The 589-nt window shown below is 43.3% G+C and carries 1 protein-coding gene; it reads right to left on the reverse strand.

Going from position 1 to position 589, the window contains the following annotated elements; translation table 11 throughout:
* Nucleotides 1-589: carbamoyl phosphate synthase large subunit (gene carB / locus QF629_13050; GenBank protein MDP6014445.1), on the reverse strand; the 589-nt coding region annotated here is incomplete at both ends.

A 589-nucleotide genomic window follows, 5' to 3' on the forward strand; every position in this document is an offset into this window, starting at 1 on the left:
TATAACCTGTCGGATATATCGTAATCCGTACTTACAGTTTCCGGATTGCAATTAATCATAATTGTTTCAAATCCCATCTCTTTCAAGGCCAGCACTCCATGCACACAGCAATAGTCAAATTCGATACCCTGGCCGATACGGTTAGGGCCGCTCCCCAGGATAATTATTTTTTTCTTTGATGTGGGGTTGGCTTCGCATTCAGTCTCGTAGGTGGAATACAGGTAGGGCGTGTACGCCTGGAATTCTGCCGCGCAGGTATCAACCATTTTAAACACAGGACGGATACCATTCTTCCGGCGGTAATTACGAACATCTGCTTCCGTTGTATTTAACAGGTTTGCCAGCCGGGTGTCTGAGATGCCATATTGTTTTGCCTTTTTTAAAAGAGACGGATCTGCCAGGGGTTCGGGTTGGTTTTTAATCTCTTCTTCCAGTTCCAGAATTTGTTTCAAATTATATAGAAACCATTTATCAATCATGGTAATTTCATGTAACTCATCAACATCCATTCCCATACGCATACCGTCTACAACAGACCAGAGCCTGTCCCACGAAGGGCTTAACAGGTGTTCCTTTATGAATTCCTTTT

The organism is Alphaproteobacteria bacterium (genome assembly GCA_030739735.1).
In the GTDB taxonomy this organism is placed as follows: Bacteria; Pseudomonadota; Alphaproteobacteria; order UBA7887; family UBA7887; genus UBA7887.